Source organism: Mycobacterium sp. SMC-2, from assembly GCF_025263485.1.
GTDB lineage: Bacteria > Actinomycetota > Actinomycetes > Mycobacteriales > Mycobacteriaceae > Mycobacterium.
Map to the genome: position 1 here is coordinate 202,970 of NZ_CP079863.1, position 18,413 is coordinate 221,382.

18 protein-coding genes and 1 pseudogene are annotated in these 18,413 nt (G+C 70.2%); 7 read left to right on the plus strand and 12 right to left on the minus strand.

Translation table 11 applies throughout. The annotated features are described in order from the left end of the window. The first annotated feature begins 20 nt into the window (after positions 1-20). Genes KXD96_RS01040 through KXD96_RS01050 form a run of 3 tightly spaced genes read left to right on the plus strand, consistent with a single transcriptional unit; the run spans position 21 to position 2,950 of the window. On the plus strand, positions 21-779 hold the full coding sequence (locus tag KXD96_RS01040; protein ID WP_260742371.1) for a LamB/YcsF family protein: 759 nt from the start codon (positions 21-23) through the stop codon (positions 777-779). After that, on the plus strand, positions 779-1,696 hold the full coding sequence (locus KXD96_RS01045) for an MBL fold metallo-hydrolase (RefSeq protein ID WP_260742372.1): 918 nt from the start codon (positions 779-781) through the stop codon (positions 1,694-1,696). Before KXD96_RS01040 ends, KXD96_RS01045 begins: the two co-directional genes overlap by 1 nt. A 12-nt stretch (positions 1,697-1,708) precedes the next feature. Continuing rightward, entirely contained in the window at positions 1,709-2,950 is a 1,242-nt protein-coding gene (locus KXD96_RS01050) for an SLC13 family permease (protein ID WP_260742373.1), read from the plus strand. A 1-nt stretch (position 2,951) separates the two neighbouring features. Here KXD96_RS01050 and KXD96_RS01055 read toward each other — a convergent pair. The 6 genes and pseudogenes from KXD96_RS01055 to carD all read right to left on the minus strand — a co-directional run. Beyond that, a pseudogene (locus KXD96_RS01055) lies at positions 2,952-3,905 on the minus strand (glycerophosphodiester phosphodiesterase); the annotation flags it as partial. Positions 3,906-3,925: 20 nt separating this feature from the next. Next, positions 3,926-4,858 (minus strand): 23S rRNA (guanosine(2251)-2'-O)-methyltransferase RlmB, encoded by a 933-nt coding sequence (gene rlmB, locus KXD96_RS01060; RefSeq protein WP_260742375.1) that lies wholly within the window; start codon positions 4,856-4,858, stop codon positions 3,926-3,928. Next, positions 4,859-6,277: a cysteine--tRNA ligase gene (cysS, locus tag KXD96_RS01065; protein WP_260742376.1), complete on the minus strand. Its 1,419-nt coding sequence runs from the start codon at positions 6,275-6,277 to the stop codon at positions 4,859-4,861. It lies immediately after the preceding gene. A 48-nt stretch (positions 6,278-6,325) separates the two neighbouring features. Continuing rightward, the gene (gene ispF / locus KXD96_RS01070) at positions 6,326-6,805 is read right to left on the minus strand and encodes a 2-C-methyl-D-erythritol 2,4-cyclodiphosphate synthase (RefSeq protein ID WP_260742377.1); all 480 of its coding nucleotides are present in this window, start codon (positions 6,803-6,805) and stop codon (positions 6,326-6,328) included. Continuing rightward, on the minus strand, positions 6,802-7,476 hold the full coding sequence (gene ispD, locus KXD96_RS01075; protein WP_396878937.1) for a 2-C-methyl-D-erythritol 4-phosphate cytidylyltransferase: 675 nt from the start codon (positions 7,474-7,476) through the stop codon (positions 6,802-6,804). Before ispD ends, ispF begins: the two co-directional genes overlap by 4 nt. 12 nt (positions 7,477-7,488) lie before the next feature. Further along, the gene (gene carD / locus KXD96_RS01080; RefSeq protein WP_003419482.1) at positions 7,489-7,977 is read right to left on the minus strand and encodes an RNA polymerase-binding transcription factor CarD; all 489 of its coding nucleotides are present in this window, start codon (positions 7,975-7,977) and stop codon (positions 7,489-7,491) included. Positions 7,978-8,274: 297 nt separating this feature from the next. On the opposite strand from carD, the gene KXD96_RS01085 reads away from it, so the two are divergent. From KXD96_RS01085 to disA, 3 genes are read left to right on the plus strand one after another with little or no spacing between them, the layout of a single operon-like run. Then, the gene (locus KXD96_RS01085; protein WP_260742461.1) at positions 8,275-8,841 is read left to right on the plus strand and encodes a hypothetical protein; all 567 of its coding nucleotides are present in this window, start codon (positions 8,275-8,277) and stop codon (positions 8,839-8,841) included. A gap of 59 nt (positions 8,842-8,900) precedes the next feature. Further along, positions 8,901-10,331, plus strand: a complete 1,431-nt coding sequence (gene radA, locus KXD96_RS01090; RefSeq protein WP_260742462.1) for a DNA repair protein RadA — start codon at positions 8,901-8,903, stop codon at positions 10,329-10,331. Further along, positions 10,328-11,401 (plus strand): DNA integrity scanning diadenylate cyclase DisA, encoded by a 1,074-nt coding sequence (gene disA / locus KXD96_RS01095; protein WP_260742463.1) that lies wholly within the window; start codon positions 10,328-10,330, stop codon positions 11,399-11,401. The genes radA and disA overlap by 4 nt, the downstream gene beginning before the upstream one ends. Here disA and KXD96_RS01100 read toward each other — a convergent pair. After that, entirely contained in the window at positions 11,398-12,207 is an 810-nt protein-coding gene (locus tag KXD96_RS01100; protein WP_260742464.1) for a hypothetical protein, read from the minus strand. The genes disA and KXD96_RS01100 overlap by 4 nt on opposite strands. A 103-nt stretch (positions 12,208-12,310) precedes the next feature. Further along, positions 12,311-12,928, minus strand: coding sequence for a carbonic anhydrase (locus KXD96_RS01105; RefSeq protein ID WP_260742465.1), 618 nt, complete (start codon positions 12,926-12,928; stop codon positions 12,311-12,313). On the opposite strand from KXD96_RS01105, the gene KXD96_RS01110 reads away from it, so the two are divergent. Beyond that, positions 12,927-13,838, plus strand: coding sequence for an A/G-specific adenine glycosylase (locus tag KXD96_RS01110; protein WP_260742466.1), 912 nt, complete (start codon positions 12,927-12,929; stop codon positions 13,836-13,838). The genes KXD96_RS01105 and KXD96_RS01110 overlap by 2 nt on opposite strands. 10 nt (positions 13,839-13,848) lie before the next feature. On the opposite strand, the gene KXD96_RS01115 is transcribed toward KXD96_RS01110, so the two are convergent. From KXD96_RS01115 to KXD96_RS01130, 4 genes are read right to left on the minus strand one after another with little or no spacing between them, the layout of a single operon-like run. Next, positions 13,849-15,333: an NADH-quinone oxidoreductase subunit C gene (locus tag KXD96_RS01115; protein WP_260742467.1), complete on the minus strand. Its 1,485-nt coding sequence runs from the start codon at positions 15,331-15,333 to the stop codon at positions 13,849-13,851. Next, the gene (locus tag KXD96_RS01120; protein ID WP_260742468.1) at positions 15,330-16,796 is read right to left on the minus strand and encodes a proton-conducting transporter membrane subunit; all 1,467 of its coding nucleotides are present in this window, start codon (positions 16,794-16,796) and stop codon (positions 15,330-15,332) included. Before KXD96_RS01120 ends, KXD96_RS01115 begins: the two co-directional genes overlap by 4 nt. Next, a complete protein-coding gene (locus KXD96_RS01125) occupies positions 16,796-17,461 on the minus strand; it encodes a hypothetical protein (RefSeq protein ID WP_260742469.1) in 666 nt (221 codons plus the stop codon). Before KXD96_RS01125 ends, KXD96_RS01120 begins: the two co-directional genes overlap by 1 nt. Then, positions 17,458-18,408: a respiratory chain complex I subunit 1 family protein gene (locus KXD96_RS01130; protein ID WP_260745577.1), complete on the minus strand. Its 951-nt coding sequence runs from the start codon at positions 18,406-18,408 to the stop codon at positions 17,458-17,460. Before KXD96_RS01130 ends, KXD96_RS01125 begins: the two co-directional genes overlap by 4 nt. Positions 18,409-18,413: the final 5 nt, after the last annotated feature.

Below are 18,413 nucleotides of genomic sequence, written 5' to 3' on the forward strand. Positions count from 1 at the left end.
CGTGCCCATAAGCTGGGCGGGTGGCCGGTATCGACCTCAACGCCGACCTGGGCGAGGGCTTCGGCGTCTGGCGCCTCGGTGACGACGACGCCCTGCTGCGGATCGTCACCAGCGCCAACGTGGCGTGCGGATTCCACGCCGGGGATCCCGCCGGCCTGCTGCGGGTCTGCCGGTCGGCCGCCGAGCGCGGCGTTCACATCGGGGCGCAGGTGAGCTATCGAGACCTGGCCGGGTTCGGCAGGCGCTTCATCGACGTCGCCCCCGACGACCTCGCCGCCGACGTGGTGTATCAGATCGGCGCGCTGCAGGCCATCGCGCACGCATCCGGTTCCGCGGTGTCCTACGTCAAACCGCATGGCGCGCTGTACAACACGATCGTGACCAACCGCGACCAGGCGGCCGCGGTCGCGGAGGCGGTGCGGATGGTCGACCCGGCATTGCCGGTGCTGGGCCTGGCCGGCTCGGTGTTTTTCGACGAGGCGGCGCGCCGCGGGCTGCGCACGGTGGCCGAGGCGTTCGCCGACCGCGCCTACCGGGTCGACGGCCAGCTGGTTGCTCGCCGCGAGCCCGGCGCGGTGCTGCACGACCCGGCAGCGATCGCCGACCGCGTGCTGAGCATGGTGACCGCCGGCCGGGTCAACGCCATCGACGGCACGCAGATCGCGGTCAGGGTGGAATCGGTTTGCGTACACGGTGATTTGCCCGGTGCGGTGCAGATAGCGACCGCCGTGCGCGAACGGCTCGAGGCCGCCGGCCTCGAGATCGGGGCGTTCAGCTGATGCGGCTGAAACTCGGTCGGCCCGACATCGCGCGCTACGCGGACCGGTTCGACGCGCCCGCCGCCGCTCCCGGGTCCTTGTCGGTGACGTGGATGGGCGTGGCGACGCTGCTCATCGACGACGGCTCGTCGGCCTTGCTGACCGACGGCTACTTCTCCCGCCCGAGCCTGGCGCGGGTGGCCGCCGGCAAGGTGGCGCCGTCGCCGCCCCGGGTGGACGGCTGCCTGGCGCGGGCCAAGGTGTCCCGGCTGGAGGCCGTCGTCCCCGTGCACACCCACATCGACCACGTGCTGGACTCCGCGCTGGTCGCCGACCGCACCGGCGCGCGACTGGTCGGCGGTGAGTCGGCGGCCAATGTCGGGCGCGGGTACGGGCTGCCCGAGGACCGCCTCCTGATCGCCGCCAGCGGGGAGCCAATCGGATTGGGCGCCTACGACGTGACGCTCGTGGAATCCGCGCACTGCCCACCGGACCGGTTTCCCGGCACGATCGACGCCCCGGTGACGCCGCCGGTCAGGGCGTCCGCCTACCGGTGCGGCGAGTCCTGGTCGACGCTGGTGCACCACCGGCCGACGGGCCGGCGGCTGCTGATCCAGGGCAGCGCCGGTTTCGTCGAGGGCGCGCTGGCGGGCCAGCGCGCCGACGCCGTCTACCTGTCCGTCGGGCAGCTGGGTCTGCAGCCGAGGTCATACCTGGTGGACTACTGGACCGAGACCGTGCACGCGGTGGGGGCGCGCCGGGTGGTCATGATTCACTGGGACGACTTCTTCCGGCCGCTGTCAAAACCGCTGCGGGCCTTGCCCTATGCGGGCGACGACCTGGACTCCGCCATCCGCGTCCTCGACGACCTGGCCGCACGGGACGGCGTCGCGCTGCACCTGCCGACGGTCTGGCGACGCGAGAACCCCTGGGCGTGAAGCGGTTTTCCATTGACTTTGACCATTGCGCTGGCGCTGCTCGCTGCCGTCCTGGCCTTCGCCGTGGTGCGCCCACGGGGCCTGCCCGAGGCGGTGGCGGCGGTTCCCGCGGCCCTGATCCTGATCTCGGCCGGGGCCATATCGATGCGTCAGGCCGTCGAGGAGGTGACCGGGCTTTCGGCGGTGGTCGGGTTCCTGGGCGCGGTGCTGGTGCTGGCCAAGTTGTGCGACGACGAGGGCCTGTTCGAGGCGGCGGGCGCGGCGATTGGGCGCGGGCGCGTCGGGTCGAGCGGCCTGCTGCGGCGGGTGTTCGTGGTCGCCGCACTGATCACCGCCGTGCTGAGCCTGGACACCGCGGTGGTGTTGCTGACCCCGGTGGTGCTGGCCGCCGTCCGCCGGCTGCGGACCCCGGTGCGGCCGTATGCCTATGCCACCGCGCACCTGGCCAACGGTGCCTCCCTGCTGCTGCCGGTGTCGAACCTGACCAACCTGTTGGCCTTTCACAGCGCCCACATTTCATTCACGCGGTTCACCCTGTTGATGGCGTTGCCGTGGGCGGGTGTGGTGGCCACGCTGTACGCGGTGTTTCGGTGGTTCTTCGCCGGTGACCTGCGGGTGCAGCCGCACCCGGAGCAACCCGGGCCGGCGCCGCGGCCGCCGGTGTTCGTGTTGGCGGTGGTCGGGCTGACGCTGGCCGGGTTCGCGGTGGCCCAGTCCGTCGGGGTGGCCCCGGCCTGGGTGGCGCTCGCCGGCGCCGCCGTGCTCGCGGTGCGCAGCCTGAGCCGACGGCACACCTCGTTGGTCGAGGTGGCGCGCTCGGCGCACGTGTCGTTTCTGGTGTTCGTGCTGGCGCTGGGCGTGGTGGTGCGGGCGCTGATGGTCAACGGGATGGACAGCGCGATGTCCGCGGTGTTGCCATCGGGCTCGGGTCTGCCCGCATTGGTGGCGATCGCGGCGATCGCCGCCGTGTTGGCCAACGTCGTCAACAACCTGCCCGCGACGCTGGTGTTGCTGCCGCTAGTCGCGCCCGGCGGGCCGGTAGCCGTTCTCGCGGTGCTGATCGGGGTCAACATCGGCCCCAACCTCACCTACGTGGGTTCGCTGTCGAACCTATTGTGGCGCAGGGTATTACGCCAGCACCACGTCGACGCCGGCGTCGGGGAGTACACCCGCCTCGGGTTGTGCACCGTGCCGGGGTCCCTGGTGGTCGCGGTGCTCGGGCTGTGGGTGTCGGCGCGGCTGCTCGGCGCCTAGCGCGGCGGTAGGGCGGCGGCAGCGGCATTCCGAATTCGGCGAGCACGCCGCGCAACAGCGTGGGGTAGTCGGTGATCAGCCCGTCGACCCCGTCGGCGATCTGTTCGCGCATGGCGGCCGCGTCGTCGACCGTCCACGGGATCACTTGCAGCCCCAGCGAATGCGCGCGATCGACATACGGTTTGCCGGTGACCAGCCGGTACTCGGGCGAGACGATGTCCGCACCCACCAGCTTCGCCCCGATCATCGGGTCTCCGATGGCGCCGGCGTCCTCACCGGCCAGCCACGGCGAATCGCGCACCCAGGTGTCTTCGTCGTACAACGCCGCCAACGGAATTGACGGCTCGGCCCGGCGAACCAACGGCAGCGTGCGCCAGTCGAAGCTCTGTATCTGCACCCGGCCGACCTTGCCGGCCGACCTGACCGCAGCCAGTATCACGTCGACGAACTGCTGGGGCTCGGCGGACGTGCCGGGGTTGTCGGCCGCCACGTTCGCCTCGATGTTGTAGCGCACGGCGGCGCGGTAGGAATCGGCGAGCGCGAACACCTCCGGCAAGATGGCTATCTTGTTGCCCCGCACCACCTCGGCGTCGGGAAAGTCGGGTAGCCACCGTCCGCAGTCGAGGGTGCGGATCTGCACCAGGGTGAGCTCGTGCACCAGCTTGCCGACGTAGGGATACTGCGGATCGCCGCCGAAGGCGGGTCCGGTGTCGGCGCATTTCTCGGCGTCGATCGTCGGATCGTGCCACACCAGCGGCTGCCCGTCTCTGGTGATGTTGATGTCGAGTTCGAGTGTGCTGACGCCCAATTCGAGCGCTTTCGCGAAGGCCCGCAACGACTCCTCGGTGGTCTCTCCGCGGCCGCCGCGATGGGCCTGCAGGTCGAATTCGGGGGCTTGGGCACCGGCCGCGGGCGCCAGGGCAACAAGGAGGACCAGCACGGCGCAGAGGCGCACGGGCCAGCGGCGCACCGCGGTTAAGCCCTGCGCTGGCGGGCGATCTCGGCGAGCACTACCCCGGCGGCCACCGAGGCGTTCAGCGATTCGGCGTGCCCGGCCATCGGGATGGAGACCACCTCGTCGCAGTTCTGCCGCACCAGTCGGGACAGCCCTTTGCCTTCCGACCCGACGACCACCACCAGCGGGTCGGCGCCGTCCATGTCGTCGACCAGGGTGTCGCCGTCTGCGTCCAGGCCGATCACCCGGACTCCGCGGTCGGCCCAATCCTTGAGCGTCCTGGTGAGATTCGTGGCCCGCGCCACCGGGATGCGCGCCGCGGCCCCGGCGCTGGTGCGCCAGGCCACCGCCGTGACCGACGCCGAGCGCCGCTGCGGGATCAGCACACCGTGACCGCCGAATGCCGCGACCGAGCGCACGATTGCACCGAGGTTGTGCGGATCGGAGATGTTGTCCAGCGCAACCAACAGCGCCGGCGGCGAGTTGGTGGCGGCCGCCAACAAGTCGTCGGGGTGTGCGTAGTTGTACGGCGGCACCTGCAACGCGATGCCCTGATGCAAGTGGTTGCTGGTCATCCGGTCCAGGTCGGCACGTGGCACCTCAAGGATCGAGATGCCCGAATCCGCCGCGCGCGAAACGCATTCGGTGACCCGCTCGTCGGCGTCGATGCCCACGGCCACGTAGAGCGCGGTCGCCGGGACCCCGGCCCGCAGGCACTCCAGCACCGGGTTGCGGCCGAGCACCGTTTCCGTCTCGTCGGTGGTCCGCCGGGCAGGCCGGCGCGACTGCGACTGGGCGCGTTTGGCGGCGGGATGGTGGGGACGCAGGTGCGCCGGCGGTGTGGGACCGCGTCCCTCCAGCGCGCGGCGACGCTGGCCGCCCGAGCCCACGGTCGGTCCCTTCTTGGTGCCCGCCTTGCGTATCGCCCCGCGGCGCCGCGAATTGCCGGCCATCTACTTGGTGCGCTTTTCTTCGCGGGCCAACAGCTCCCACTGCGGCCCGTCGGCGGTGTCGGTGACCTCGATGCCGGCGAGCTTCAGCCGATCCCGGATCTCGTCGGCAAGCGCCCAATTGCGTTGCTCGCGGGCCTTTTCCCGGTTCTCCAGTTCCGCGCGCACCAGCACCTCGACGGCGGCCAGCGCGGCCGACGTCTCGTCGCGGGTCTCCCAGCGCTCGTCGAGCGGGTCGCAGCCCAGGATGCCCATCATGGTGCGGATCGCGCGGGCATGCTGCAGCGCGCCTTCGTGGTCGCCGCTGTCGAGAGCCCGGTTGCCCTCGGCCCGGGCGTGGTGCACCTCGGCCAGCGCGGCCGGCACGGCCAAGTCGTCGTCGAGCGCCCCGGCGAACCGCGGGGTCCATTCCCCGGGCTCGACGGCGCCGACGCGGACGCGGACGCGGTGCAGGAATTCCTCGACTCCCACATAGGCTTTCACCGCGTCCTGCAGGGCGGTGTCGGAGAATTCCAGCATCGAACGGTAATGGGCGCTGCCCAGGTAGTAGCGCAGCTCCGCCGGTCGCACGCGCTGCAACATCGTCGGTATGGCCAGCACGTTGCCCAGCGACTTGCTCATCTTCTCGCCGCCCATGGTGACCCAGCCGTTGTGCAGCCAGTAGCGGGCGAATCCGTCGCCCGCGGCGCGGCTCTGCGCGATCTCGTTCTCGTGGTGGGGGAAGACCAAGTCCATCCCGCCGCAATGGATGTCGAATTCCGGCCCCAGATAGGTGCGTGCCATCGCCGAGCACTCCAGGTGCCAGCCGGGGCGTCCGCGGCCCCACGGTGTGGGCCACGACGGCTCACCGGGTTTGGCGGCCTTCCACAGCGTGAAGTCGCGCTGATCGCGCTTGCAGGTGGCCACGCCTTCGCCTTGGTGGACGTCGTCGATCTTGTGGCCGGACAGCTGGCCGTACTCCGGGTAGCTGAGCACGTCGAAGTACACGTCGCCGCCCGCCGCGTACGCGTGGCCCGTTTCGATCAGGCGATCCATCAACTCGACCATCTGGGTGATGTGCCCGGTGGCGCGTGGCTCGGCCGACGGCGGCAAGACGTCCAGGGCGTCGTAGGCGGCGCTGAATGCGCGCTCGTACGTGGCTGCCCACTCCCACCACGGCCGGTCGGCCGCGGCGGCCTTGTTGAGGATCTTGTCGTCGATGTCGGTGACGTTGCGAATGAACAAGACGTCGCAGCCGCGCGCCATCAGCCACCGGCGCAGGATGTCGAAGGCCACGCCGCTGCGCACGTGGCCGATGTGCGGCAGGCCCTGGACCGTGGCGCCACACAGGTAGATGGAGACGTGGCCCTCGCGCAGCGGAACGAAATCACGCACGGCACCGGTTGCGGTGTCGTGTAGCCGCAAGCGGGCGCGATCGGTCACGACGTGCCAGCTTACCGGGTGGTTCCAGGCTGCCCGGCGCTGCGCGCCTCAGCCAACGGCGACTATCAGCGCGGTGGCGATGGCAGCGCGGCCCTCGCCGCGGCCGGTCAGGCCCAGCCCGTCGGTCGTGGTCGCCGATACCGAGACCGGCGCCCCCAGCAGCTCCGAGAGCAACCGCTGCGCCTCGTCACGGCGCGGACCGACCTTCGGCTGGTTGCCGATCAGCTGCACGGCGGCGTTTCCGACACGAAAGCCATCCCGCGATACCAGGTCCGCGACATGGCGCAGCATGGCGGCGCCGCTGACGCCCTTCCAGCGCGGGTCGTCCACCCCGAAGACGGCGCCGATGTCGCCCAGCCCCGCGGCCGACAACAGCGCGTCGCACAGTGCGTGCGCCCCCACGTCGCCATCGGAGTGGCCGGCGCAGCCGTCGGCGCCGGGAAACAGCAGACCCACCAGCCAGCAGGGCCGCCCGGGTTCGATCGGGTGCACGTCGACGCCCAGGCCGACGCGCGGCAGCTCGCTCACCGCCGCACGATCGCTTCCGCGAGCAGCAGATCGAGCTGGGTGGTGATCTTGAACGCCAGCGGGTCGCCGTCGACTACCTGGACCTGGCCACCGACGTGCTCGACGAGCGAGGCGTCGTCGGTGAAATCGGCGGTGCCGGCGCGCTGGTAAGCGCGCAGCAGCAAGTCGCGGGAGAAACCCTGCGGTGTCTGCACGGCGCGCAGGCCGGCCCGCTCGGGCGTGCCCAGGACCACACCGTTGGCGTCCACGGCCTTGATGGTGTCATGCAGCGGGAGTGCGGGCACGACTGCGTTGTGCCCGGCCCGCAGCGCGTCGACCACGCGCACGATCAAGGCGGGCGGTGTCAGGGCGCGGGCGGCGTCGTGCACCAGCACGAACTCGGGATCACCGGGGATGGCGGCCAGCGCCTGGCTCACCGATGTGATGCGGTCAGGCCCGCCGGCGACGACGGTCGCTCGCCCGTCCAGGGCCCGCTTGGCTTCGTCGACCCGCGCCGCCGGGACCGCGACCACCACGTGGTCGACAACCCCGGAGTCCAGCAGACCGCCGACGGAACGGTCCAGCAAAGTGCGCCCGTCGACTTCACAGAAAGCCTTCGGAATACCGGCGCCCAGCCGCTCCCCCGACCCTGCGGCCGGGACCACCGCGACAACGCTGCCCCCGACCACCAGAGCTCAGGGCCTTCAGGAAGCGGCGGCCAGAACCTCGTCGAGGATGGTTTCCGCTTTGGCGTCGTCGGTGCTTTCGGCCAGCGCCAATTCGCCGACCAGAATCTGACGGGCCTTGGCCAGCATGCGCTTCTCGCCCGCGGACAAACCACGTTCCTGGTCGCGACGCCACAGGTCGCGCACTACCTCGGCCACCTTGTTGACATCGCCGGAGGCCAGCTTTTCCAGATTGGCCTTGTAGCGGCGCGACCAGTTGGTCGGCTCTTCGGTGTGCGGGGCCCGCAACACCTGGAACACCTTGTCCAGGCCTTCCTGCCCAACGACGTCGCGCACACCCACGTACTCAGCGTTCTCGGCGGGAACTCGAACTGTCAGGTCTCCCTGCGCCACCTTCAAGACGAGATATTCCTTTTGTTCCCCTTTGATGGTGCGGGTTTCAATCGCCTCGACTAACGCAGCACCGTGATGTGGGTAAACAACGGTGTCGCCGACCTTGAAGATCATCTGATTCGAGCCCCTTTCGTTACTTCATCCTAACACGGCCGCCCAATCGCGCGCGGAGCAACGATGCAGGTCAGGGGCACAACACGCGCAAATTAGGGGTTGACAGGGGGAGCAGAACGTGCAGTGATGCACATTACCAATGCCTTCACTCGGCCCTGGAAGGGGCCCCAATGCAGCCCTGACGGGCCGCGCGGACGGGCTCCCGGGCTGGTCCGACGCCCCGCGCTATCGCGCGCGAAACCTTCCTACTACTGTGCATAGTTGCATCAGTCGAACCGGCCCAGCAGGAGGCATTGAGTGAACCGATTCGAGATCAGCCTCCCCGTCCGCCTGCCCGCGCCGACCGCTCGGGCCGCGCTCGTCGGCCTCGTCGCGGTGGTCGCGGTCCTGCTCAGCGGCTGCAGTGCGGGCCAGGTCTCGCAAATGGCCGTCCAGGAGCCCGCCATCAACGGCAACAAGGTCACGTTCAACAACGTGGCGCTGCGCGACATCCGCATGCAGGCCGAGCAGACCGGTGACTCCGTGCAGCCGGGACAGACCGTGGACCTGGCGCTGGTCGCCGTCAACCGGTCGCCGGACATGCCGGACAGATTGGTGAGCATCACCAGCGACGTCGGCTCGGTGGCCTTGCGCGGAGATGGTCGACTGCCCGCCGGCGGCATGCTGTTGATCGGAACGCCGGAGGGGCAGAGGGTGGGGCCCGGCCCCATGGGCTCCAGCAACGCGACCAAGGCGACCGTGACACTGGCCAAGCCGATCAGCAACGGCCTGCTGTACAACTTCACCTTCAACTTCGAGAAGGCCGGTCACGCCACCGTCCTGGTGCCGGTTTCGGCCGGGCTGGCCCCGCCGCAGCAAAGCTAGACGGGCGTAACCGCCTGTCATAGCGGGGATTTGTCGTACCCGCTCGATACCGTCATGGCGTGGCAAATGCACGCTCCCAGTACCGCTGCTCCGAATGCCAGCACGTCACCGCCAAGTGGGTCGGCCGCTGCCTGGAGTGCGGCACCTGGGGCACCGTCGATGAGGTGCCGGTGCTGACCGCGGTCGGCGGCCGCCGCGCGGGGGTCGGTTCGGCTTCGGCGTCGCGACCGGTCCCGATCACCTCCGTCGAACCCAACGCCAGCCAGCACCGCTCGACGGGCGTCGGAGAGCTCGACCGGGTGCTCGGGGGAGGTGTCGTGCCCGGTTCGGTCACGCTGCTGGCGGGTGATCCCGGCGTGGGGAAGTCGACGCTGCTGCTCAAGGTGGCCCATCGCTGGGCGATGTCGGGCCGGCGCGCGCTGTACATCTCCGGCGAGGAGTCCGCCGGCCAGATCCGGCTGCGGGCGGACCGCATCGGCTGCGGCGCCGACGAGGTCTACCTGGCAGCCGAATCCGACGTCCACACGGTGCTGGATCACATCGCGACGGTGCGGCCCGCGCTGGTGATCGTGGACTCGGTCCAGACGATGTCCACGACGGAGGCCGAGGGCGTCGCCGGTGGGGTCACGCAGGTGCGCGCGGTCACCGCCGCGTTGACCGCGGCCGCAAAGGCCAACGGCGTCGCGCTGATCCTGGTCGGCCACGTCACCAAGGACGGGGCCATAGCCGGGCCGCGCTCCCTGGAACACCTGGTGGACGTGGTGCTGCATTTCGAGGGCGATCGCAACGGGTCGCTGCGGATGGTTCGGGGGGTCAAGAACCGATTCGGCGGGGCCGACGAGGTCGGCTGTTTCATGTTGCACGACAACGGGATCGAGGACGTCTCCGACCCGTCGAACCTCTTTCTGGATCAACGGCCGGCGCCGGTCGCCGGGACCGCGATCACCGTGACGCTGGACGGTAAGCGGCCGCTCATCGGGGAGGTCCAGGCGCTGCTGGCGTCACCCGGTGGCGGCTCGCCGCGGCGCGCCGTCAGCGGGATCGACCACTCCCGGGCCGCGATGATCAGCGCGGTGGTAGAAAAGCACGGCCGGCTGGCCGTCGGCGTCCACGACATCTACCTGTCCACCGTGGGCGGCATGCGGTTGACCGACCCCTCCTCCGATCTGGCCGTCGCGATGGCGCTGGCGTCGGCGTACTCCGACCTGCCGTTGCCGACGACGGCGGTGATGATCGGCGAGGTGGGGCTGGCCGGCGACCTGCGCCGGGTCAGCGGCATGGAACGGCGGCTGAGTGAGGCCGCGCGCCAGGGATTCACCAGCGCGCTCATCCCGGACGGCGACGACCCCCGGCGCGAGATAGTGCCGAGCGGGATGCGGGCGCTGCGGGCACCGACCATCGTCGCGGCGCTGCAACACATGAAAGCGATCGCCGGGCCCCGCAACGGCTGGACGCACGACGCGGTGTGGCCGCACAATGACACGCTGTGACCCGTCCGACACTGCGTGAGACCGTCGCCCGCCTGGCGCCGGGCACCGGTCTGCGGGACGGCCTAGAGCGCATCCTGCGGGGCCGCACCGGCGCGCTGATCGTCCTCGGCAACGACGAGGCCGTCGAGGCCATCTGCGACGGCGGCTTCGCGCTCGATGTCCGGTACGCGCCGACCCGGCTGCGCGAGCTGGCGAAGATGGACGGCGCCGTGGTGCTGTCCACCGACGGCAGCCGCATCGTGCGGGCCAACGTGCAGCTGGTGCCGGACCCGTCGATTCCCACCGACGAATCGGGGACGCGCCACCGCTCCGCGGAACGGGCGGCGATCCAGACCGGTTACCCGGTGATCTCGGTGAGCCACTCGATGAACATCGTGACCGTCTACGTGGGCGGGGAACGCCACGTGGTGGCCGATTCCGCGACCATCCTGTCGCGCGCCAACCAGGCGATCGCGACCCTGGAGCGGTACAAGACCAGGCTCGACGAGGTCAGCAGGCAACTGTCGCTCGCCGAGATCGAGGACTTCGTCACGCTGCGCGACGTGATGACGGTGGTGCAGCGGCTCGAGCTGGTCCGGCGCATCGGGCTGGTGATCGACTCCGACGTCGTCGAGCTGGGCACCGACGGGCGCCAGCTGCGGTTGCAGCTCGACGAGTTGCTGGGCGGCAACGACATCGCGCGGGAACTGACCGTGCGCGACTATCACGCCAGCCCCGAGCCGCTATCCAAAGCGCAGATGACCGCGACCCTCGACGAGCTGGACGCCCTCTCGGACACCGAACTGCTCGAACTCACGGCGCTGGCAAAGGTTTTCGGCTATCCGACCACGGCGGAGGCGCAGGACTCGGCGGTCAGCCCGCGCGGCTACCGCGCGCTGGCCAGCATCCCGCGCCTGCAGTTCGCCCACTCCGACCTACTGGTCCGGTCATTCGGGACGCTGCAGGGCTTGCTGGCGGCCAGCGCCGGCGACCTGCAGTCGGTCGAGGGCATCGGCGCGATGTGGGCCCGCCACGTGCGGGAGGGTCTGTCGCAGCTCGCGGAGTCGACAATCGCCGACCCGCTCAGTTAGCCGGCGGGGACCGGCGCGACCGGCGGCGCCTCCGGCGGCGGCGCGGCGGCCGGCTGACCCGGCCCTGGCACCGGGCCCGGCGGCGGAGGCGGCTGGTTCATGATGAACGGCACCGGCTGGGAACGCAGGTTGCCCAGCTGGACGACGAGGTTGTAGGTGCCCGGGCCGATCGCCGGCCGCGGCAGCGGACAGTGCGGCGCCGATCCCATCCCCGTCCACGTCACCGCGGTCGTCACTTGCTCGCCCGGCGTGAAGGTCTTGATCAGCGTCTCGTTGGACGGCGCGCAGTCCAGGTTCGACCACAGCCGCTTGTTGTCCAGCGAGTACACGTAGGCCGCCAGCACCGCGGCGCCGACGTCGCGCTTGCAGGACACCAGGCCGATGTTGGTGACGACCATGGTGAACTTGGGCTGATCACCGATGAAGTATTGGGGCGCGTTGGTCAGGCCCTTGACGGCCAGCGTTGAATCGGGGCAGTCATCGCCCTCCTTCAGCACCGGCGGCGGCTGCACCGCGGCGGTCGGTGTGGGCATCTCCGGGTTCTGGCCCTGTTGCGGCGCCGCCGGGGTGGGCTGCTCCCCCGGCGCGGCCGGCGGGGGCGCCTGCGGCGCGGGCGAGCCGGGCTTGCTTTGAGCGGAGTTGGGCTTGTCGGCAGTGGTGGGCTTGGCGCCCGAGTTGTGTCCCATGAAGGCAATGACCGCGGCGACCACGATCCCTACGACGACGACCGCGACGCCCACGGCCAGGCCACGGCGCCGCCAATAGATCTCGGTAGGTAGCGGGCCACGCGGTTCCAGATCCAGCACGTTTGCAGCGTAGGCCCAGGTCACGTCGAGTTGACTGACCCGCCCCGGCGTGTCGCGGGGTTTGCTGGCTCACGGCCGTGTTAGTGACGGGCCGCGCCGCGCCCTATTCGCCGATGTCGCCGACGTGGTCGACCAGGGCCGCGCGCCCGTCGGCGAGGTGATAGGTGGCGCCCGCTATCGCAAGGGTGCCGGCGGACACCCGCTCGGCGATCGCGCTCGAACGCGACATGAGCTGGGCGATCGTTTCGCTCACGTGCCGTGCCTCGAACTCGTCGACGCGGCTGAGGCCGTCGCGGCGGCCCATCAGGATCGACGGTGTGACCCGCTCCACCACGTCTCGCAGGAAACCGCCCGGTATCGCGCCGTCCTCGATCGCGGCCAGCGCCGCCTTGACCGCACCGCAGCTGTCATGGCCCAGAACGACGATCAGCGGCACGTCGAGCACCATCACCGCGAACTCGATGGAGCCCAGCACCGCCGAGTCGATGGCCTGGCCGGCGGTGCGCACCACGAACATGTCGCCCAGACCCTGGTCGAAGATCAGTTCGGCCGCCACCCGGCTGTCCGAACAACCGAACACCACCGCGATGGGCCTCTGCCCGGCGGCCAGGCTGGCCCGGTGGTCGACGCTCTGGCTGGGATGCTGGGGCTGGCCCGCGACGAATCGCTCGTTACCCTCTTTGAGTGCTTTCCACGCGGTTACCGGGCTGGTGTTAGGCATGGCTGCAATCATGCCGCAACCGCCGCTGAACCGCCCAGAACACATATCAGTTACCGACCTTCTCGACTGGTACGAACGATCTCGCCGCGACCTGCCCTGGCGGGCGCCCGGCGTCAGCGCATGGCAGATCCTGGTCAGCGAATTCATGCTGCAGCAGACACCGGTGTCGCGGGTGCTGCCGATCTGGTCGGACTGGGTGCGGCGCTGGCCCACCCCGTCGGCCACCGCCGCGGCCAGCGCCGCCGACGTGCTGCGCGCCTGGGGCAAGCTGGGGTACCCGAGGCGGGCCAAGCGTTTGCACGAATGCGCGACCGTGATCGCGCGCGATCACGACGACCTGGTTCCCGACGACGTCGATGTCCTGCTGGCCCTGCCGGGCGTCGGCGGCTACACCGCCCGCGCCATCGCCTGTTTCGCCTACCGCCAACCGGTGCCCGTGGTGGACACCAACGTGCGCCGGGTGGTCGCCCGTGCCGTGCACGGACGGGCCGACGCCGGCGCACCCTCCGCGGCGCGCGACCATGCCGACGTCTCGGCACTGTTGCCTCCCGACGAGAAGGCGCCCGATTTTTCGGTGGCGCTGATGGAGCTGGGAGCGATCGTTTGCACCGCACGGGCGCCGCGCTGCGGGCTGTGCCCGCTTGAGCGGTGCGCGTGGCGGGACGCCGACTATACCCCGGCGCAGGGGCCGGCCCGCCGGGTGCAGACCTATGCCGGAACCGATCGGCAAGTCCGCGGTCGGCTGCTGGATGTGTTGCGCGCCAACGACTCCCCGGTCACGCGTGCGGAGCTGGACGTCGCATGGTTGACCGACACCGCCCAGCGCGACCGGGCACTGGGATCGTTACTGGCCGATGGCCTGGTGACGAGGACGGCCGATGGCCGTTTCGCGTTGCTGGGCGAAGCGTAGCCGCCGCCGATCAGAGGTCGTTGCCGGCGTAGGACTGGTTGAAGCTTTTGTTGGCCAGCGGGAAGTCCGGGACGATGGTGTCGGCCATCGCGACGGGCAGCGCCGGCCAGTTGAACCACGACGGGTCGACGATCTTCGCGCGAGTGATCCGATTCGCTGCGTCGGTTTCGACCCGGTGGACGATGGTGCCCCGCCAGCCCTCGACGATGCCGATGCCACTGCGCGGTGCGCGCGGTGCCGGCGGGGTTTCCGCGTATTCGGTTGGGCCGCTGTGTGATTCGATCAGGTGGCAGGCCAGCTCGGTGGACGCGGCGAACTCGTCGCGCCGTACGGTGTAACGGGCCAGCGCGTCGCCCGCGGCGGCCCCTGTCTCGGTGACGGGCAGTGGGGTGGTCGGGTGTTCGAGTCGGGCGTCCGTGCGGATGCCGCTGGCGCGCGCGACGTAGCCCAGGCACCCGAGTGCGTGAGCGTCTTCTTGGTGCAGGACGGCGGTCCCGGCGAACCGGTCGTAGACCACGGTGTTGCGCAGCGTCAGTTCGGCGATCTCGGCGACATCGGCGGCGATGCGCCGCAGCGCGGCGACATCCGGCAGCTCCCGCAGTGCGACCGCACCCGGGCGCACGGCGCCGCGCAACAGCCGATGCCCGGTGACGGCGGCGTTGAGCCGCAGCAGTTGTTCCCGAACGCGTTGCGCGTGCGCGTGCGCGAGCGCGAACCCGGCGTCGTTGGCCAGCGCCCCCAGGTCGGCGGCGTGGTTGTAGAGCCGTTCGAGCTCGACCAGCAGCGCCCGCAGCCGGTGCACCCCGTCGGGAAGCTCGATGGCGAGCGCGTCTTCGATGGCGAGGCAGTGGGCGAGCGCATGCGCAACGGAGGTGTCGCCGCTGACCCGTTCCGCCACGTCGACTGCACCGCCGGCCGGCCGGCCCTCGAACAGCTTCTCCACGCCCCGGTGGACGAACCACAGTCTGGCCTTGAGGCGCAGCACGGTTTCGCCGGCGACGGAGAAGCGGAAATGCCCGGGTTCGATCAGCCCCGCGTGCACGGGACCCACCGGGATCTCGTACACCCCGGGTCCCTCGACGGTGACGAACGGAAAGTGGCGGCTGCCATCGAATTCGGGCACCGGCTGCGCCGTGCGGCGCATGGGATACCAATCCTCGGGCCAGTGGGCATGCCGAACCAGGCGGCGCGGTTTGGGATGGCCGACGCAACGGATCCCGTACAGGTCCGCCATTTCGCGCTCGAACCGGCCGGCCGGAAACGACAGATAGGCCAGCGATCGAACCGCCGGGTCATCCTTGGGCACTACACATTCGAGCTCGATGCGGCGATCCGGCCGGCCGGCAAGGAACAGGTAGACCACGCGAAAGGCGGCGGGGTCGGGGTCCTCGTGCGCGGCGACCAGGCCCAGCCGAAACCCTTTGCCCAGCAAGTCTTCTGCCGTCTCGGCCAACCGGTCTTGCGGCAGCCGGTGGAGCTGCCATTCACGCCTCACCTCGGTCCCCCGACACCGCTGGCCGCGGTGGTGAACAGGTCGGCGAGCGGGCCGGCGGTGACACCGAGGGCGACCGATGCGGCGATTCCGACGAACAACGCCGCCGCCACCGTTCGCGGCACGGCGATTTCCGGTCCGGCCGCCGGGCCGCCCAGCAGGATGCGGCCCGAGTTGCGGGCCAGCGCGGCGAAGGCAATCGCCACCAACAGCATGCCCGCGGCGAGGGCCCAGGTGAGCCGGGCGTCGGCCAGTGAACGGACGATGGCCAGCTCGCTGGCGAACATCGCGAAGGGCGGCAGGCCGAGCAGCACGATCACGCCGACGGCGAGCGACACGCCGACAACGCGGGAGCGCCGCAGCACGGCGCCGATGTCGGCGATCGCGGTGGAATTATGCGCGGCCTGCAGCTGGCCGCTCGCCAGGAAGAGGACCGTCTTGCCGATCCCGTGGGCGAGGACGTGCAGCAGCAGCGCGGCGATGGCCAGCTGGGTTCCGGCCGCCGCGGCGATCGCGATCAGGCCCATGTTCTCCATGGAGGAGTAGGCGAGCATGCGTTTGAGGTCCGGTGTCACCGTCAGCATCAGGGCCGCGATTAAAAGCGTTGCCAGCCCGAGCACCAGCAGGCCCGAGCGCATGAAGGCGGGTCCGGTGGCCGTGCCGATGATGGGCTTGAGGCGAATCAACACCGAGAAGGCCACCGACAGCAGCACCCCGCTCATCAACGCCGAAACCGGTGCAGGGGCCTGGCTGTGGGCATCGGCCAACCAGGTGTGGAATGGAAACAACCCCGCCTTGGCGCCGTAGCCGATCAGCAGCAGCCCGCCCGCCAGGCGGGCGATGTCGGCGTCGAGCCCGCCGGCGTGTGCCGCCAGCACGTCGAGGTTCAGGGCCGCGGCGGCCGGAGCACCGGCGTGCTCGGCGGCGTAGTAGAGCAGCACGGTGCCGAGGAAGGCGATGGCGATTCCGACCGAGCAGATCACGACGTATTTCCAGGTCGCTTCGAGCGCGCTGCGGGTGCGGCGGTGCCCGACCAGGAAGGCGGTGATCACCGTGGTCGCTTCGACCGCGATCCAGATCACGCCGATGTTGTTGGCGCACACCGCGACAACCATCGCCGCGAGGAACCCGGCCGTCAGGGCCCCGTACACCCGGGCGCCGCGCGTATCGGTGTGGCCGTGCGCGAGTTCGGCGTCGAGGTAGCCGATGCTGGCCCAGGTGGCCAGTGTGGCAACGATTCCGATGACGATCAGCATGGTGACACTCAGCGCATCCAGCCGCAGCAGCCCACCCAGTGCGAACCGGGTGCCGGATCCGACACCGAACGCGAGCGCCGCACCGCATCCGAGCACCGTCACCGCCGAGAGGACGATCAGTGTCGCGGTCGCCCGGCGCCATCCGGCGATCAGGACGGCCACCGACGCACCCACCGGGGTGAGGATCGCGGCGAGCAGTAACGCGGTCATCAGTCGTGCAGCTCCTGTAACGCGTCCAGGTCGGCACCGCCGAACGCACGAGACAGCCGGCCCGTCAGTACGCCGATCACGATGATTGCGAACAGCACGTCCAACGAGGCGCCCAATTCGACGATCAGCGGCACCCCCGCGGTGAGCAAGAAGGCCGTGGCGGCTATTCCGTTGTCCAGCATGAGGAATCCCGCGGCCTGCGACACCGCGTGGCGCCGCGTCACCATGACGAACAGCGCGATCAGCACCACCGCGGTGGCGGCCGGGACCGCGGAGGTGGTTGTGGCGGCGGGCTGCAGGTTCACCAGGGGTCGAGTGGCGGCGAACGCGGCCAGCGTCAGCACGGCGGTGACGAGCAGTGACGTGGCGGTGTTCACCAATGGGGTGGCTTCCCGGCGCGATTGCGACTCGGCGCCGAGCGCGCGGGCCAGCAGCCGCGGCAGCACCGCGACCCGCAGGACCAACACGGCCAAACCGACACCGATGAGCGCCGCGTCACCGTCGTATACCCCGCGCAGCATGGGAATGGCCGCCAGAGCGACGCCCTGCCATGCCAGCAGCCGGATGATGGCGACCAGGTCGCGGCGCCACACGATCAACACCGCGGCCAGCAGCAGCCCGCCGGCGGCGAGGTCGACCAGCACGGAAAACGTGTTGTACGTCATGCCGGCACCACGAAGAAGTTGGCCGCAACCACCGCGAGCAGCGCCAGCAGGAACGATCCCGCCAACAACTCGGGCACCCGGAACAGCCGCAGCTTTGCGACGAAAACCTCGACGGTGGAAAGCAATCCCGCCAGCAACGCGACCTTGACCGCCACCGCCGCGGCGCCGACGACGATCTCGGTCACACCGGGTCGGGCCCCCGCAATGCCCCACGGCGCGAACAGGTTTGCCAGCAGCGCGAGGAGAACGGTCAACCGCATCCCCGCGGCCCACTCGACCAGGGCGAGGCGGGGGCCGGCGTACTCGAGCACCATCGCCTCGTGAACCATCGTCAGCTCGAGGTGCGTGCTCGGGTTGTCCACCGGAAGTCGCCCGGTTTCGGCGACGATCACGATCACCAGCGCGACAAACGCCAGCACCGCGGCCAGCGACACCACCTGCCCGGGATGGGTGATCGTATGCGCCACCAGCGCACCGAGATTGGCCGATCCCACCGGCATCGACAGGGCGAAGACGGCCAGCAAGATGGTGGGTTCGACGAGTGCGGCAATGGTGATCTCGCGGCTAGCTCCCATACCGCCGAACGAGGTGCCGGTGTCGATGCCGGCCAGGGCCAGCGCGACGGTCCCCACGAACAGCAGGCCCACCACGGCGAACAGGTCGGCGCTGGCGTCCAGAGGCGATCCCGTGGCGACCAGCGGCGCGATCGCGGCAATAAGCAATGTCGATCCCGCGATGATCGCGGGTGCGGCCGCGAACACCACCGTCGTCCCGAGCGGGGTGACCTGTTGCTTGCCAAGCTGTTTGACGATGTCGCGCCACGGCTGCAGGATTCCGCCGCCGGCGCGGCCTTCCCAGCGGGCGCGCACCTGTCGGGTCAGGCCGACCACCAGCGGTGCGCCGACCATGACGCCGCCGACCTGGACCGCGCCCGCAACGTAGGACAGGACGT

Bases quoted from the DNA above. Each gene is read 5' to 3' on its own strand.
- KXD96_RS01045 (WP_260742372.1), top strand. From the start codon at position 779: ATGCGGCTGAAACTCGGTCGGCCCGACATCGCGCGCTACGCGGACCGG.
- KXD96_RS01120 (WP_260742468.1), bottom strand. From the start codon at position 16,796: ATGACCGCGTTACTGCTCGCCGCGATCCTCACCCCGGTGGGTGCGTCG.
- KXD96_RS01105 (WP_260742465.1), bottom strand. From the start codon at position 12,928: ATGCCTAACACCAGCCCGGTAACCGCGTGGAAAGCACTCAAAGAGGGT.
- carD (WP_003419482.1), bottom strand. From the start codon at position 7,977: ATGATCTTCAAGGTCGGCGACACCGTTGTTTACCCACATCACGGTGCT.
- KXD96_RS01110 (WP_260742466.1), top strand. From the start codon at position 12,927: ATGGCTGCAATCATGCCGCAACCGCCGCTGAACCGCCCAGAACACATA.
- rlmB (WP_260742375.1), bottom strand. From the start codon at position 4,858: ATGGCCGGCAATTCGCGGCGCCGCGGGGCGATACGCAAGGCGGGCACC.
- KXD96_RS01125 (WP_260742469.1), bottom strand. From the start codon at position 17,461: ATGACGTACAACACGTTTTCCGTGCTGGTCGACCTCGCCGCCGGCGGG.